This is a genomic window from Bradyrhizobium sp. USDA 3311 (assembly GCF_054062495.1).
The window spans coordinates 1,679,618-1,694,003 of sequence record NZ_JBSSFI010000001.1 but is presented as its reverse complement, the minus strand read 5'-3'; the positions used below and the strand labels follow the sequence as shown (position 1 = coordinate 1,694,003).

Below are 14,386 nucleotides of genomic sequence, written 5' to 3'. Positions count from 1 at the left end.
AAGACTGGTGGTTGGCAATCCCGTGCAGCAACTTCTCCCTGGGGTAATGGGTACTGGCTTTCGCCAGGACGACGACGGCAAATTACGTGGTCAACCGCTCACCATCGCTGCCGACGATCATCCGCGGCACGACGCTTCCCACACGCGCGCCCGCGATCGCCACCGGCAGATAGTGCTCCGTGCGGCCCTGGCTCTCACTTTCGATCAGCACATCGCGCGTTGCGCCAATTTCGGCTTGCAGCCTCTGACGCAATGCTGCCTCTCCAGCCGCACGCAGCCGCCGCGCGCGTCCCTTGATCTCAGGCCCCGCAATCTGCGGCATCCGTGCGGCGGGCGTGCCGGGGCGCGGGGAATAGGGGAAGACGTGCAGGAAGGTCAGGCCGCATTCCTCGACCAGATCGAGCGAGCGGGAAAACATCGCCTCGGTCTCGGTCGGGAAGCCCGCGATGATGTCGGCGCCGAAGGCGACGTCCGGGCGCAGGCGCCGCACCTGGTCGCAGAAGGCGATCGCATCGCCCCGCAAATGCCGCCGCTTCATGCGCTTCAAGATCATGTCGTCGCCCGACTGCAGCGACAGATGCAGATGCGGCATCAGCCGCGCATCGTCCGCGATCGCGTCGAGCAGATCGTTGTCGGCCTCGATCGAATCGATCGAGGAGATGCGCAGGCGCTTCAGCTCCGGCACATGCCGCAGGATCTGCTTCGTCAGCATGCCGAGCTTCGGCGCGCCCGGCAGGTCGGCGCCATAGCTGGTGAGATCCACCCCCGTCAGCACGATCTCGGCGTGTCCACGCTCCACGAGCGCCCGCACCTGCTCGACCACGCTGCCCATCGGCACCGAGCGCGAATTGCCGCGGCCATAGGGGATGATGCAGAAGGTGCAGCGATGGTCGCAGCCGTTCTGCACCTGCACGAACACGCGCGGCAGACCGCTTGCGAAGCCGTCGATGAGATGCGGCGCCATCTCCTTCACCGCCATGATGTCGCTGACGGCAATCTTCTCCCTGGCGCCGATGTCGAAGGCATCGCGCGCCTCGCGCCAGGCATCGCTGCGCATCTTGTCGTCATTGCCGACGACGCGATCGACCTCGGCCATATCGGCGAACATCCGGCTCTGCGTCTGTGCGGCGCAGCCGGTGACGACGATGCGCGCCCCCGGCCGCTCGCGCTTCAGCTTGCGGATCGACTGCCGCGCCTGCGCCACCGCCTCGTTGGTGACGGCGCAGCTGTTGATGACGATGGTGTCTACGAGACCTGCGCCTTCGGCTTTGCTGCGGATCACCTCGGCCTCGAAGGCGTTGAGGCGGCAGCCGAAGGTGACGATATCGACGGACATTATCCGACCGGCGCGAACAGCGCCGGATCGAAATTGCCCTCATATTCGAAGGTCGCGGTGCCCGTCATCAGCACGTGGTCGTCGCGCTCGCGCCATTCGATGCCGAGCTTGCCGCCGGGCAGCGTGATCTCGACGTTGCGATTGGCGCGCTTCAGGCGTGCTGCGGCGACGGCCGTCGCGCAGGCCGCCGACCCGCATGCCCTGGTGAGGCCGGCGCCACGCTCCCAGGTGCGGATCGTGATGTGGTCGCGGTCGACGATATGGGCGAGCGTGATGTTGGCGCGCTCGGGGAAGATCGGATGGTTTTCCAGCAGCGGACCAAAGCGCGCGAGGTCATAGGCGTTGACGTCGTCGACCCAGAAGATCGCGTGCGGGTTGCCCATGCTCACCACTGAGGGCGAATGCAGGATCGGATTGTCGATCGGCCCGATCTGCAATTCGATGTAGCGGGTGTCGCGAAACTCTTCCGCCAGCGGAATGTCCTGCCAGCCGAACTTGGGCACGCCCATGTCGACGGTATAGAGATCGGGCGCCGGGCCCTGCCAGGCATTGAGCAGGCCGGCGGCCGTCTCGAACGTCGCTGTTGCCTGCCCGGTCTTCTCGAAGATGCGCCGCACCACGCAGCGCATGCCGTTGCCGCAGGCGCCGGCTTCGGAGCCGTCATTGTTGTAGATGCTGATGAAGGCCTCGGTGCCGTCGAGCCGCGGCTTCTGAAGCACCATGAGCTGATCGTAGGGCACGCCGCCCTGCGCGGATGCCACCGCGCGGGCATCGTCCGGCGTCACCTTTGCCGTGGAATCGCGCATGTCGACAACGACGATCTCGTTGCCGATACCGTTCATCTTGGCAAATGCGTGGTTGGCCAGCGCGCTCATGAAATTTCCTGAATTTCGCCTGCCTTATATGGCGATCCTTGGCCGCTTGGCCAGTGATTTGCCGCCGGGCGCCAGGACGTTCGCCATGACGCATCTGTCATGGGACGAATTCGGCGCTCGCGTGTTAGAACGGCGCGGCTCGCGCGAACCGGGACGCGCGGCCGGGTTAGGGCCTTGGTGGGTAAGGTCTTGATGAATTAGGGCCTTGCTGGACCAAGGCCTTGGGGAGAATAAAATGAACACTTTTCGTCGCCTCGCTCTGGCCGCGCTGATCCCGGCAGCGGCCTTGTCGCTTGGGCTATCCGCCGCTCTGGCGCAGAGCCCGGCGCCGGCTGCCTCGGCGAGCCCCTCGCCGGCCCCGTCGGCCTCGCCCGCCCCGGCTGCAAGTGCCTCGCCCGCTCCCGTGGCAACGCCCTCGCCTGCGGCGAGCGCCTCACCGGCTCCCGCAGCATCGCCCGCGCCCGCAGCCAGCACCTCGCCCAGCCCGACGGCCCCGGCTGTCGCCGCCACCCCCGCCCCGGTCCAGACCGCCGATCCCTTTGGCCTCGAGACCACGCTCGAGTCCAGGAAGGTCGTGATGGTCAAGGGCACTGCCAATTGGGACTCGGCCTTCGACACGCTAGTCGACGCCTTCAAGGCGCTGAACACGCTCCTGGACAAGCAGGGCATCAAGCACGCCGGCAATTCGATGATCGTCTATACCTCGACCGACGACACCGGCTTCACCTTCCTCGCCGAGATTCCGGTCGAGCAGGATCCCAAAAACCTGCCCAAGGACATGAGCGTCGGCAAATCGCCTGAAGGCAAGGCGCTGAAATTCGTCCATCGCGGCTCCTACGACAACATGGACAACACCTACGAGGCGATCACCAATCACCTCGACGACAAGAGACTGGAAGCCAAGGACACCTTTATCGAGGAGTACCTCACCGATCCCCTGAAGACGGCGGAGGACAAGCTCGTGATCAATGTTTTCGTGCCACTGAAGTGAGACCGATGAAAAAGCCTGCCGTACTCGCCGCCGTTTTCGCTGCCACGCTGCTGGCAACGCCCGTGCTCGCCGACGATTTTCCCTCCGCGATCTCGGTGAGCGGCGAGGCCACCGTTTCCGTGGCGCCCGATCTTGCGCAGATCGACGCGGGCGTCGCCAATGACGCCAAGACGGCGAAGGAAGCCTCCGACGCCAACAACGCCGCGATGGGCAAGGTGCTTCTGGCGTTGAAGGGGGCCGGGATCGCCGAGAAGGATTACCAGACCTCACGGCTGTCGCTGCAGCCGCAATACGGCCAGAACAAATCCACCGGCGCCTCGCCCGTGGTCGGCTTCCGCGCCTCCAATCGCGTCACCGTCAAGATTCGCGATGTGACCAAGATCGCCGGCATCATCGACACGCTGGTCAGCGCCGGCGCCAACGATATCGGCAACATCTCGTTCGAGGTGACGCAGGCGTCAAAACTGCTCGACGACGCCCGCGAGCAGGCGGTGGCGGATGCCCGCCGCAAGGCCGAGATCTACGCCAAGGCCACCGGCGTCACGCTGGGTGCACCGCTCAGCGTCTCCGAAGGCGGCGCGCCGGTGCCGTTGTTCAAGGCGCGAATGGCCACGGCACCGATGGCCGCACCCGCCGCCGTCGCACCGGGCGAGGAGACGCTGTCGGTGACGGTGAATGTGAGCTGGGCGATCAAGCAGGGGCAGTAGACGTAGCGCCGTAAGAGGCACACTGCTCGCTACAAATACAACTGTCGTCCCGGCGAAGGCCGGGACCCATACCGCGTGATCTTTCGGTAGGCGCAGGTCGCCGTACCGCGGGAAGACTGAAAACGACGAGTCTTCGTCAAACGTCTTGCTGTGGGTATGGGTCCCGGGCTCGCGACTTCGTCGCGCCCCGGGACGACGAGCTGTATGGGTGGCGACAGCGGAGCTAAATCTCCACCACCTGCCCCGGCTTCATCGCGACGAACCGCTGCTGCGGAATCTGCGCGGCATCCAGCGCCTCGACCAGCGCCTTGGCCGGTGCGTCGATCGCCTCATCCGTCAGCTGGAAAGTGCCGTGATGATGCCCGAGCGCGTCCTGCGCGCCGCAATCGAGCAGCGCCTTCACGGCATCTTCCGGATTCATGTGCTGGTCGCGCATGAACCAGCGCGGCTCGTAGGCGCCGATCGGGAGGATCGCCAGGCGTAACGGCCCGTGCTTCTCCGCGACGCGGCGGAAATGTCTGCCATCGCCATAGCCGGAATCGCAGACGACGTAGATTTTCCCGGCCGGCGTCTCCAACACAAAACTCGCCCACAGCGCCTTGTTGCGATCGAACAGGCCGCGCGCCGTCCAGTGCCTCGTCGGGACCAGATGCACGGCGATGCCGCCGCCGAGCTCGACGCGGTCGTGCCAGTCGAACGCCTCGGCCTTGATCGACGAGTCGGTGCTGCGCATCGTCACGTCATTGCCGAGCGGCGTGACCACCCGCGGAGCAAAATTCTTGGCGAGCCGCGACAGCGTCGCGATGTCGAGATGATCGTAGTGCCCGTGCGAGACCAGCACGACGTCGATCTTCGGCAGCTTCTCGAAGGCGATGCCGGGATCGTTGTGCCGCTTCGGGCCGGCAAAGCCGACGGGCGACACCCGCGAGGACCAGACGGGATCAACGAGGATGTTGAGGCCACCGGCCTGGATCAGCCAGCTGGCGTGACCGACGAAGGAGAGCCGCGCCTTGCCGCCGTCGACGCGCTCCGGCGGGGTGTCGGCATGGGGGCTCGGAGCCCAATCCGGCCAGGCCGCCCGCTGCCGCTTGCCGCTGAACTGCCAGCGCAGCACCTCGCGAAGCGGTTTCGGCGGCGCGCCGTCGGGATCGAAGAAGTGCAGGCCGTTGAAATGGTCGGAGGCGGGACCGTCATAGGTCTTCATGCGGGACATCCAGAGGGAGGGGACGCCGACCAGCGCACCGGCTCCGGCAAGCAGTCCGAAAAGGCGGCGGCGGGCGACCGGCACCGGCGGGATTCTAGGGATGGACGGCAAGACATCACCGCCTATATGGGCGGGGCCCGCCAGAAAAGGAACCCATCGCCAAAAGGGTCATAATTTCAGAGCCTTGCCCTACCAGGAGCGTTACGGCGCCCTAACTTTCCTTGACTTTTGGGCGGGAGCGGCGTTTAACCCCGCCACTTTCTCGGAAAGGCTTTCTTTTCGACCCGCCGACTGGCCCTGGAGGCCAGAGGTCAACGCCCGACAGCGCTATGCGCCCTCGGGCGCAAAGGTGTTTGGAAGATCGCTTCCTGGCTTCAGGCCACGGACCGAGAACTGGTCATCCCCCGCGAAGGCGGGGCATGACAGTGGTGAATGCGGCAACCCTGCGCGAGCAGGACAAGGGACAACGGCATTGTTCGACAATCTGTCGGAACGGCTTGGCGGCATCCTCGATCGTCTGACGGGGCGCGGTGCGCTGACCGAAAAGGACGTCGACGCCGCGATGCGCGAGGTGCGCCGCGCGCTGCTGGAGGCCGACGTTGCGCTCGAAGTCGTGCGCAGCTTCACCGAACGCGTCCGCGAGCAGGCGATCGGCGCCACCGTCGTCAAGTCGGTGACCCCCGGCCAGATGGTGGTCAAGATCGTCCATGACGAGCTGATCAACACGCTCGGCGCCGAAGGCCAGACCATCGACATCAATTCCGTGCCGCCGGTGCCGATCATGATGGTCGGCCTGCAGGGCTCCGGTAAGACCACCACCACCGCGAAGCTCGCCCGCCGCATGGTCCAGCGCGACAAGCGCAAGGTGCTGATGGCCTCGCTCGACGTCTATCGCCCGGCGGCGATGGAGCAGCTGGCCGTGCTCGGCCGCGATCTCGACATTCCGACCCTGCCGATCGTGGCGGGACAGCAGCCGGCGCAGATCGCAAAGCGCGCGCTGGAAGCCGGCAAGCTCGGCGGCTACGACGTCGTGCTGCTCGACACCGCCGGCCGCACCACGCTCGACGAAGACATGATGGCGGAAGCCGCAGCCATCAAGGCTGCCGCGAATCCGCATGAAGTGCTGCTGGTCGCGGACTCGCTCACCGGCCAGGACGCCGTCAATCTTGCCCGCGCCTTCGACGAGCGCGTCGGCCTCACCGGCATCGTGCTGACCCGCGTGGACGGCGACGGCCGCGGCGGCGCCGCGCTGTCGATGCGTGCCGTCACCGGCAAGCCGATCAAGCTGATCGGCACCGGTGAAAAGACCGACGCGCTGGAGGACTTCCATCCCGACCGTATCGCCGGCCGCATCCTCGGCATGGGCGACGTGGTGTCGCTGGTCGAACGTGCCGCCGCCAACATCGACGCCGAAAAGGCCGCGCGCACCGCCGAGCGCATGCGCAAGGGTCAGTTCGACCTCAACGACATGCGCGAGCAGCTGTCGCAGATGGCCAATATGGGCGGCATCAGCGGCCTGATGGGCATGATGCCCGGCATCTCCAAGATGAAGAACCAGATCGCGGCCGCCGGGATCGACGACAAGATCTTGAAGCGCCAGGTCGCGATCATCGATTCCATGACGCGCGACGAGCGCCGTCATCCCGACCTGCTCAAGGCCAGCCGCAAGAAGCGCATCGCCGCAGGCAGCGGCCAGAGCGTCGAGCACGTCAACAAGCTGCTCAAGATGCACCGGAACATGGCCGACGTGATGAAGGCCATGGGCTCGGGCAAGCGCGGCCCGCTCGCTGGCATCGCCCAGGCGATGGGCTTTGGCGGCGGCATGAAGATGCCTTCGCCCGAAGAGATGAAGGCGATGCAGGAGAAGATGCAAAGCGGCGGCGGACAAGGCCTGCCGAATTTGCCGAAGGATTTGCCGCCCGGTCTTCGCACCGGCCTGCCGAACCTTCCTGGACTGACCGGGCTGAGCGGCAAGCCGACGCTGCCGGGCCTCGGCGGTTTCCCGGGCAAGAAGAAATGAGGAATTCGTCGCACGGGATCGCATCGGTCTCGCGCAACGCGGAATACCAATCAACCGAACAAAACGTACTTTGAAGGAGAACTGAATGTCCGTCGTTATCCGCCTCGCCCGCGCAGGCACCAAGAAGCGTCCCGTCTATCACGTCGTCGTCGCCGACTCGCGCTTTCCGCGCGATGGCCGCTTCATCGAGCGTCTCGGCTACTTCAACCCGCTGCTGCCGAAGGACAACGAGGCGCGCCTCAAGCTCGACATGGAGAAGGTGAAGGCCTGGGTCGCCAAGGGCGCGCAGCCGTCGGACCGCGTGTCGCGTTTCCTCGACGCCGCCGGCGTCAAGAAGCGCGAAGCGCGCAACAACCCGCAGAAGGCCGTGCCGCGCAAGGAGCGCAAGGCGCAGGCCGAAGCTGCCGCGAAGGGTTAAGGCCAGACCATGTCGGCGCTGGTCTGCGTCGCGCGGATCGGCGCCGCGCATGGTGTGCGCGGTGCGGTCAAATTGTGGACCTTCACCGAAGATCCCTTCGCCATCAAGCGCTACGGTCCGCTTCTGTCCAAGGACGGCAAGCGCCAGTTCGAGGTCGCGCAAGCGCGCGAGGCGAAGGATCATCTGGTCGCGACGTTCAAGGGCGTCACGACCCGCGATGAGGCCGAGCGCCTCAACGGCATCGAGCTCTACGTCGCGCGCGAAAAGCTGCCCGCGACCGACGAGGACGAATATTACCACACCGATCTGATCGGACTCGCCGCCGTCACCACGGACGGCGAGCCGCTCGGCCGCGTGCTCGCGATCCACAATTTCGGCGCCGGCGACATCATCGAGATCGCGCCGCCGAAGGGCACGTCCCTGCTGCTGCCGTTCTCCAACGCGGTGGTGCCGGAGGTCGATATAGCCGGCGGCCGCGTCGTGGTCGCCCTGCCGCAGGAGATCGCGGGCGAGGAGGCTGAAGAGCGCTAACCGCGCTCAGACTGTCTGGCGGCCCTGCTGCTCGAGCCAGTCGCAGAACACCGCGCGATGCGGATCGTCGTCGCGCCCTTCGGGAAAGTAAGCAAAATAGCTGCGGGCCGGCAGGCTGATGTTCGGAAACGGCGTCACCAGACGGCCGGCCGCGAGATCGTCGGCGATCAGTGCCGTCGGTCCCATGGCGACGCCGAGGCCGTCGAGCGCCGCCTGAAGCGTCAGATAGAAATGATCGAAGGTCAGCGACGCCGCGCCCTCCAGCGCGGACTCGCCTGCATCGGTCAGCCAGTCGCGCCACAGCCGCGGCATCGAGGTGACGTGCAGCAGCGTATGCCGGCTGAGATCCGCAACCTCGGTCAGCGGCAGCTTCGCGAGCAGAGCGGGACTGCACACCGGCAGCCGCTGCTCCGACAACAGGAAGCGCGACGCAAAGCCGTGAAAGGTGTCGGGGCCGCCGCGGATCACCAGGTCGAACAGCTCGGGCAAGGCATCCACGGGATCGTTCGACGTCGACAGCCGCACCTCGATATCGGGATGCTCGGCACGAAACCTTGTCATGCGCGGCAACAGCCAGCGCAGGCTGAATGTCGCTAGCGCGTTGACGCGCAGCACCGCGGCCGGCGCCTCGCCGCGACGCTTGCGATGCTGCTGCACGGCGGCCGAGACCCGATCGAGCGCGGGCGCGAACTCCGCGAGCAGCGCGGCGCCAGCCGGCGTCAGCACCACCCGCCGCACCGATCGCCGGAACAGCGCCGGCGGCCCGAGCCAGGTCTCGAGCAGGCGGATCTGCTGGCTGACCGCGCCATGGGTCACGCCAAGCTCGCCGGCCGCCTCCTTGAAGCTGCCAAGCCGGGCCGCCGCCTCGAAGGCACGGACAGCGTTCAGGGGCGGCAGGCTGCGGCGAGGAACGAACATGGCCATACAATAGAATTTCTAGCGCATGATCCGATTATTACTGGTTTGTGACGGATTCTTGAAGGCCGCATAGTGGAGGCCAAGGCACTTACACAGCTTCGTCTTTCGACTGCTCTTGGTTTGAGATCGTGGCAATTCTCCCCTCAGGTTTTCTATCGCAATCGCAAACGGCCCCTCCCGGCGAGGAGACGCTGAGCAAGCCGCGCCGCACCCTGGCGGCGACCGGCATCAACCACGCCCTGCACGATGGCTACACCGACCTGATCTATGTGCTGCTGCCGGTCTGGCAGGCCGAATTCGCGCTCAGCTACGGGCTACTGGCGGTGATGCGCGGGCTCTATTCCGGCGCCATGGCCGGGCTGCAAATCCCGGTCGGCCGCCTCGCCGAGCGGATCGACGGCAAGATCCTGCTCGCGCTCGGCACGCTGCTCGCCGCGCTCGGCTATGTCCTGGCCGGACTGTCCGGCGGCGTCATGGGACTGGGCCTTGCGCTCCTCATATCCGGCGCGGGTTCGAGCACGCAGCATCCGCTCGCCTCGGCCGCAGTGTCGCGCGCCTATGGCAACGCGGCGCGCGGACCGCTCGGCATCTATAATTTCAGCGGCGATCTCGGCAAGGCGGCACTCCCGGCCCTGACCGCGGTGCTGCTGGTGATCATGTCGTGGCGGCACGCGCTGCTTCTGGTCGCACTGATGGGCCTAGTCGTTGCGCTCTGCCTCGCGGTGCTGATGCCGGCTGTCGGCAAGGGGTTTGCGCACAAATCAGCGGTCACGACGCAAGGCACGCATGCCGGCCGCGGCGGCTTCTCCTGGCTGCTCGCGATCGGGATTCTCGACAGTGCGGTGCGGATGGGCTTCCTCACCTTCCTGCCGTTCCTGCTGCGCGACAAGGGCGCCTCGCTGCCGACGAGCGGCTTTGCGCTGGCGATGGTCTTCATCGGCGGCGCCGCCGGCAAATTCACCTGCGGCTGGCTCGGCGAACGCGTCGGCACGATCCGCACCGTGCTTCTCACCGAGGGCGGCACCGCCATGCTGATCCTCGCGGTGCTCGCATTGCCGCTGATCCCGGCGATCATCGTGCTGCCGCTGCTCGGCGTGATGCTCAACGGCACGTCCTCGGTTCTCTACGGCACGGTCCCCGAGCTCACATCGCCCCATCGCACCGAGCGCGCCTTCGCGCTGTTCTACACCGGCACGATCGGATCGGGCGCCATCGCGCCGGTGCTCTACGGCCTGCTCGGCGACGCCGTCGGTCCGACGCTGGCAACCGCGGCGACGGCCGTCACGGCGCTTGCGATCTGCCCGCTCGCGCTGGTGCTGGCATCGCATCTGCCGAATGACCGGCGAGCCTGAGGAATCCGAGGCCTCGACCTGTCGGCCGCAATGCCCTAACCAGCGGCGATGACGACTTCCTCACCCTGGCGCGCGACGGTGCTGACGCTGTTTCCGGAGATGTTTCCGGGACCGCTCGGCGTGAGCCTGGCCGGCCGCGCGCTGGCCTCCGGGCTCTGGCAGCTCGAGGCGCGGGACATCCGGGCCTCGGCGACCGACCGCCATCGCAGCGTCGACGACACCCCGGCCGGCGGCGGCCCGGGCATGGTGCTGCGGGCGGATGTTCTGGCGGCCGCCATCGACGCGGCGGAGATCGGCCAAGGTTCTTCAAAGGAACGCCCCCGCCTGCTGATGAGCCCGCGGGGTCGGCCATTGACCCAGGCTCGCGTCGTGGAGCTCGCACGGGGCCCCGGCCCCCTGATCGTCTGCGGGCGGTTCGAGGGGATCGACCAGCGGGTGATCGACGGGCGGGGCCTGGAGGAGGTCTCGATCGGCGATTACGTGCTCTCCGGGGGCGAAATCGCGGCCCTGGCGCTGATTGACGCCTGCGTCCGGCTGCTGCCGGGCGTGATGGGCAAGGAAGCCTCGGGAACCGAGGAAAGCTTCTCCGACGGCCTGCTCGAATACCCCCAATATACCCGCCCGCAGCTGTTCGAAGGGGTTCCGATCCCCGAGATCCTGACCTCCGGCGACCACGCCAAGGTCGCCGCCTGGCGGCGGGCCGAAGCCGAGGCCCTGACGGCGGCCCGGCGGCCCGATTTATGGGCCCAGATCCCGGTCAAGGCTCCGAATCGGGCCGGTCGCCAAAAAACGCCAAAAAACAAGACAGACGGGTGACAAACGCTCCGGCTTGCCTTATAGCAGCGGCCAAATCCGCAATGGCTGGATAGACGAATTTTGCGCAGCCCCCGTTTGAAAAGGCTGGGCGCGCCGATGGAGATTTACCCATGAACCTGATCAAGCAGCTCGAACAAGAGCAATTCGACAAGCTGTCCGCCGGCAAGGACATTCCGGAATTCGGTCCCGGCGACACCGTGATCGTCAACGTGAAGGTCGTCGAAGGCGACCGCACTCGCGTGCAGGCCTATGAAGGCGTCTGCATCGGCCGTTCCGGCGGTGGCCTCAACGAGAGCTTCACCGTGCGCAAGATTTCGTACGGCGAGGGCGTCGAGCGCGTGTTCCCGGTGATGTCGCCGATGATCGACTCGATCAAGGTCGTGCGCCGCGGCAAGGTGCGTCGTGCCAAGCTCTATTACCTCCGCAACCTTCGCGGCAAGTCGGCCCGCATCGTCGAGAAGCAGGACCGCCAGGCTGCCGTCGGCGAGTAAGCTCCGCCCACCAGGCAAGTTTCGAAGAGCGCGGGGCCGAACGCCCCGCGCTTTTTTGTTGCGTCAGCCGTGCACGTCAAAGCCCTCGCGCTTCCAAATCTCCCTGCTATATATTCTTGGAATGTTTCCAGATCTGACCAGTCTCGCCCCCGTCAAGCACATCGTCATCGACGATCGCTCGCGGCTGCCTGGCCGGTTCTTCGGACGCTTCGCGACCTCGGCAACCTCAGAGCTTACGCGCGCAGCCTAAAAGCTGCGCCGACGATTTTGTTGCCCGCGCGCCATCCGCGCATATCCGCTGACACAACATTCCCGGAGCTCAAGCTCATGTCCAAGCCGACCACCCTGTACGACAAGATCTGGAACGACCATCTGGTGCACGAGGCCGACGACGGCACCTGCCTGCTCTATATCGACCGCCATCTGGTGCACGAGGTGACCTCGCCGCAGGCGTTCGAAGGTCTGCGCGCGACCGGGCGCAAGGTCCACGCGCCCGAGAAGACGCTCGCCGTCGTCGACCACAACGTGCCGACCACCGACCGCACCAAGCCGAATCCGGATCCGGAGAGCATCGAGCAGATCAAGGCGCTGGCCGACAATGCCAGGGAATTCGGCATCGAATATTACAACGAGTTCGACAAGCGCCAGGGCATCGTCCACGTCATCGGCCCCGAGCAGGGCTTTACCCTGCCCGGCACCACCATCGTCTGCGGTGACAGCCACACCTCGACGCATGGCGCGTTCGGCGCGCTCGCGCACGGCATCGGCACCTCCGAGGTCGAGCACGTGCTGGCGACGCAGACGCTGATCCAGAAGAAGGCCAAGAACATGCGCGTCACCGTCGACGGCAAATTGCCTGACGGCGTGACCGGCAAGGACATCATCCTCGCCATCATCGGCGAGATCGGCACCGCGGGCGGCACCGGCTACGTGCTGGAATACGCCGGCGAGGCGATCCGCGCGCTCAGCATGGAAGGCCGCATGACGGTCTGCAACATGTCGATCGAAGGCGGCGCCCGCGCCGGCCTCGTCGCGCCCGACCAGAAAGCCTACGACTTCCTGCGTGACCGCCCCAAGGCGCCGAAGGGCGCGGCCTGGGACGCGGCGATGCGCTATTGGGAGAAGCTGCGCTCCGACGACGGCGCGCATTTCGACCACGAGCTGCGCCTCGACGCTGCAAAGCTGCCGCCGATCGTGACCTGGGGCACCTCGCCGGAGGACGTCATCTCGGTGACCGGTATCGTCCCCGACCCCGACAAGATCGCGGACGAGGCCAAGCGTCTCTCCAAGCACCGCGCCTTGAAGTACATGGGCCTGACGGCGGGGACGAAGATCACCGACATCAAGCTCGATCGCGTCTTCATCGGGTCCTGCACCAACGGCCGCATCGAGGATCTGCGCGCCGCCGCCAAGATCGCGGAAGGCAAGCAGGTCTCCGCCAGCGTCAACGCCATGGTGGTGCCGGGCTCCGGCATCGTGAAGGAGCAGGCCGAGGCCGAGGGTCTGGACAAGATCTTCATCAAGGCCGGCTTCGAATGGCGCGAGCCGGGCTGCTCGATGTGCCTTGCCATGAACCCGGACAAGCTGAAGCCGGAAGAGCGCTGCGCCTCGACCTCGAACCGCAATTTCGAGGGCCGCCAGGGCTTCAAGGGCCGCACGCATCTGGTGTCGCCGGCGATGGCGGCGGCAGCTGCGATCGCGGGTCACTTCGTCGACGTCAGGGAGTGGCGCTAAGCCGCTCACCGCAATTTGAGCTAAAGCGGCAAACCGCCGTTAATCGCCAGCGCCGACACTGCGTCCTCGCGACGACTTCGCGAGGACACGCCTGATGGCCAACAAGCCTGAATATGTCGATCTGATCAGCGAGGCGACCCGCCAGCACCGGCGGCGCGCGACACCCTTGCGCATCGTCGCCAAGCCGGAGGTCGAGGAGACCTCAAAGCTCAGCCGCTGGCCGCCGGCGATGTTCAAGCAGTGGAAGCTCGAGAACCTGATGCGGTGGAAAGCTTCGTCGTGGAAGCTGAAGGATTGGCTCTGAATCAAAGAGCGCCACTATCCGCAGTCATTCCGGGGCGCCCATAGGGCGAACCCGGAATCTCGAGATTCCGGGTCTGGCTCTAACGCGCCATCCCGGAATGACTGCGCTGATTTCAGGCGTAACTCACATCACCAATAGCGGTACGGATAGTGCCAGCGATGCCAATGGTGCCAGCGGCAGATGCGGCGCGGGCCGTAATAGGTCCAGATGATCCGGCAGCGGCGCGGATAGTGGTAGTAGGGATAGTAGCCGCCGTAATAATAGCGCCGGTGGAAGTGGCGATAGCCGTAGTGCGGGCGATAGATTCCGTAGCGATGATAGCCGCCATAGTGGTGGATTCCGCCGTAGCGAATGCCGCCGCCGTGAAAGGCCGGCGCGGCACGGAAGCCGCCGCCATGGAAGCCGCCAAAATGTCCTCCGCCACCGCGGAAGCCACCGCCGCCGCCGTGAAAATGTCCGCCACCACCATGTCCCCCGCCGCCGTGGCGAACCTGCGTAACGAGGTCGTCGCTTGCGGCCTTCGCTGCCGGCAACGCCGCCGGATTGATTGGAGTCATCGCCTCGGCGCGGCGCGCCGTCCCAGCCGACAGCATCAGCGTGGCAACGGCCGCCAGCCCGAGCAAGCGTATCGAGCCTGTCCCAACACCCAGAATCCTCAGCATCGAATTCTCCTGAACCTGGACAGCGGC

The 14,386-nt window shown here is 66.1% G+C and carries 15 protein-coding genes; 10 read left to right on the top strand and 5 right to left on the bottom strand.

The features are described from left to right. Positions 1-82: 82 nt before the first annotated feature. Together mtaB and dapF are read right to left on the bottom strand one after the other, a co-directional pair. Positions 83-1,336, bottom strand: a complete 1,254-nt coding sequence (mtaB, locus tag ACVWW6_RS08045) for a tRNA (N(6)-L-threonylcarbamoyladenosine(37)-C(2))-methylthiotransferase MtaB (protein ID WP_456680485.1) — start codon at positions 1,334-1,336, stop codon at positions 83-85. Further along, positions 1,336-2,211: a diaminopimelate epimerase gene (gene dapF / locus ACVWW6_RS08040; protein WP_060909701.1), complete on the bottom strand. Its 876-nt coding sequence runs from the start codon at positions 2,209-2,211 to the stop codon at positions 1,336-1,338. The genes mtaB and dapF overlap by 1 nt, the downstream gene beginning before the upstream one ends. 235 nt (positions 2,212-2,446) lie before the next feature. Between dapF and ACVWW6_RS08035 the strand changes: the two genes are divergently transcribed. Next, positions 2,447-3,202: a GyrI-like domain-containing protein gene (locus ACVWW6_RS08035; protein ID WP_161532731.1), complete on the top strand. Its 756-nt coding sequence runs from the start codon at positions 2,447-2,449 to the stop codon at positions 3,200-3,202. Between the two features lie 5 nt (positions 3,203-3,207). After that, positions 3,208-3,909, top strand: coding sequence for an SIMPL domain-containing protein (locus ACVWW6_RS08030; protein WP_038965070.1), 702 nt, complete (start codon positions 3,208-3,210; stop codon positions 3,907-3,909). Positions 3,910-4,132: 223 nt separating this feature from the next. On the opposite strand, the gene ACVWW6_RS08025 is transcribed toward ACVWW6_RS08030, so the two are convergent. Beyond that, positions 4,133-5,197: an MBL fold metallo-hydrolase gene (locus ACVWW6_RS08025; RefSeq protein WP_456683133.1), complete on the bottom strand. Its 1,065-nt coding sequence runs from the start codon at positions 5,195-5,197 to the stop codon at positions 4,133-4,135. A gap of 388 nt (positions 5,198-5,585) precedes the next feature. Between ACVWW6_RS08025 and ffh the strand changes: the two genes are divergently transcribed. The 3 genes from ffh (at position 5,586) to rimM (ending at position 8,082) form a co-directional block, all read left to right on the top strand. Continuing rightward, positions 5,586-7,133, top strand: a complete 1,548-nt coding sequence (gene ffh, locus ACVWW6_RS08020) for a signal recognition particle protein (protein ID WP_028174885.1) — start codon at positions 5,586-5,588, stop codon at positions 7,131-7,133. A gap of 85 nt (positions 7,134-7,218) precedes the next feature. Then, positions 7,219-7,551, top strand: coding sequence for a 30S ribosomal protein S16 (gene rpsP, locus ACVWW6_RS08015; protein ID WP_011083313.1), 333 nt, complete (start codon positions 7,219-7,221; stop codon positions 7,549-7,551). A 9-nt stretch (positions 7,552-7,560) separates the two neighbouring features. After that, positions 7,561-8,082: a ribosome maturation factor RimM gene (gene rimM / locus ACVWW6_RS08010; protein WP_404524928.1), complete on the top strand. Its 522-nt coding sequence runs from the start codon at positions 7,561-7,563 to the stop codon at positions 8,080-8,082. Positions 8,083-8,088: 6 nt separating this feature from the next. Here the strand turns inward: rimM and ACVWW6_RS08005 are convergent, their stop codons facing one another. After that, positions 8,089-9,000 carry a LysR substrate-binding domain-containing protein gene (locus ACVWW6_RS08005; protein ID WP_456683132.1) on the bottom strand — a complete coding sequence of 304 codons (912 nt, stop codon included), beginning with the start codon at positions 8,998-9,000 and terminating at the stop codon, positions 8,089-8,091. Between the two features lie 128 nt (positions 9,001-9,128). Here ACVWW6_RS08005 and ACVWW6_RS08000 point away from each other — a divergent pair, with 128 nt between their 5' ends. The 5 genes from ACVWW6_RS08000 to ACVWW6_RS07980 all read left to right on the top strand — a co-directional run bounded on the left by ACVWW6_RS08000 (position 9,129) and on the right by ACVWW6_RS07980 (position 13,697). Further along, entirely contained in the window at positions 9,129-10,352 is a 1,224-nt protein-coding gene (locus ACVWW6_RS08000; RefSeq protein WP_456680484.1) for an MFS transporter, read from the top strand. Positions 10,353-10,400: 48 nt separating this feature from the next. Then, positions 10,401-11,168 (top strand): tRNA (guanosine(37)-N1)-methyltransferase TrmD, encoded by a 768-nt coding sequence (gene trmD / locus ACVWW6_RS07995; RefSeq protein WP_011083317.1) that lies wholly within the window; start codon positions 10,401-10,403, stop codon positions 11,166-11,168. 110 nt (positions 11,169-11,278) lie between these two features. Beyond that, positions 11,279-11,659, top strand: coding sequence for a 50S ribosomal protein L19 (gene rplS, locus ACVWW6_RS07990; RefSeq protein ID WP_011083318.1), 381 nt, complete (start codon positions 11,279-11,281; stop codon positions 11,657-11,659). A gap of 327 nt (positions 11,660-11,986) precedes the next feature. Beyond that, the gene (gene leuC / locus ACVWW6_RS07985; RefSeq protein WP_011083319.1) at positions 11,987-13,393 is read left to right on the top strand and encodes a 3-isopropylmalate dehydratase large subunit; all 1,407 of its coding nucleotides are present in this window, start codon (positions 11,987-11,989) and stop codon (positions 13,391-13,393) included. Between the two features lie 94 nt (positions 13,394-13,487). Continuing rightward, positions 13,488-13,697 carry a hypothetical protein gene (locus ACVWW6_RS07980; protein WP_028174890.1) on the top strand — a complete coding sequence of 70 codons (210 nt, stop codon included), beginning with the start codon at positions 13,488-13,490 and terminating at the stop codon, positions 13,695-13,697. A gap of 128 nt (positions 13,698-13,825) precedes the next feature. Here the strand turns inward: ACVWW6_RS07980 and ACVWW6_RS07975 are convergent, their stop codons facing one another. Next, positions 13,826-14,359, bottom strand: coding sequence for a hypothetical protein (locus ACVWW6_RS07975; RefSeq protein WP_456680483.1), 534 nt, complete (start codon positions 14,357-14,359; stop codon positions 13,826-13,828). Positions 14,360-14,386: the final 27 nt, after the last annotated feature.